At 78.8% G+C, this 581-nt stretch carries 1 pseudogene; it reads left to right on the top strand.

Annotated elements, in window-relative coordinates:
* Window positions 1-581 (top strand): annotated as a pseudogene (locus B7L92_RS38905) (aspartate aminotransferase family protein); the annotation flags it as partial.

Below are 581 nucleotides of genomic sequence, written 5' to 3'. Positions count from 1 at the left end.
CCTCGCGTCCGGCCCCCGAGGCCCCCGCCACCTGCGGCCACTGCTCGACACCGTCCTCGACGCCCTGCACACCGGCACCCACGCACGCGGCGGGCCACTGCCCACCGGCGGACCCGACACCGTCACCGCGGCCGTCCACGCCGCCGTCGGCGACCTCCTGCCCGACCGGGGCGACCCCGACGCCCTGCACACCCTCGTCCACGCCTTCGCCGCGGGCGCCGCCGACCCCGCCCATCCCCTGTGCGCCGCCCACCTGCACTGCCCGCCGCTCGCCGTCGCGGCCGCCGCCGACCTCGCGGCCTCGGTGCTCAACCCCTCCCTCGACTCCTGGGACCAGGCCCCGGCCGCCTCCGCCCTGGAGACCCTCCTCACCCGGACCCTCGCCCGCGAGACCGGCCACACCGACGGCCTCGTCACCACCGGCGGCACCGAGGCCAACCAACTCGCCCTCCTCCTGGCCCGCGAGACCCACGGCACCGTACGGCTCGTCCACGGAGCCAACGCCCACCACTCCCTGCCCCGCGCCGCCTGGCTGCTCGGCCTGCCCGACCCCGTCGTCGTCCCCGCACCCGCCGGCACCC

Source organism: Streptomyces viridosporus (assembly GCF_002078235.1).
GTDB lineage: Bacteria > Actinomycetota > Actinomycetes > Streptomycetales > Streptomycetaceae > Streptomyces > Streptomyces viridosporus.
This window is presented reverse-complemented; position numbering and strand designations above follow the sequence as displayed.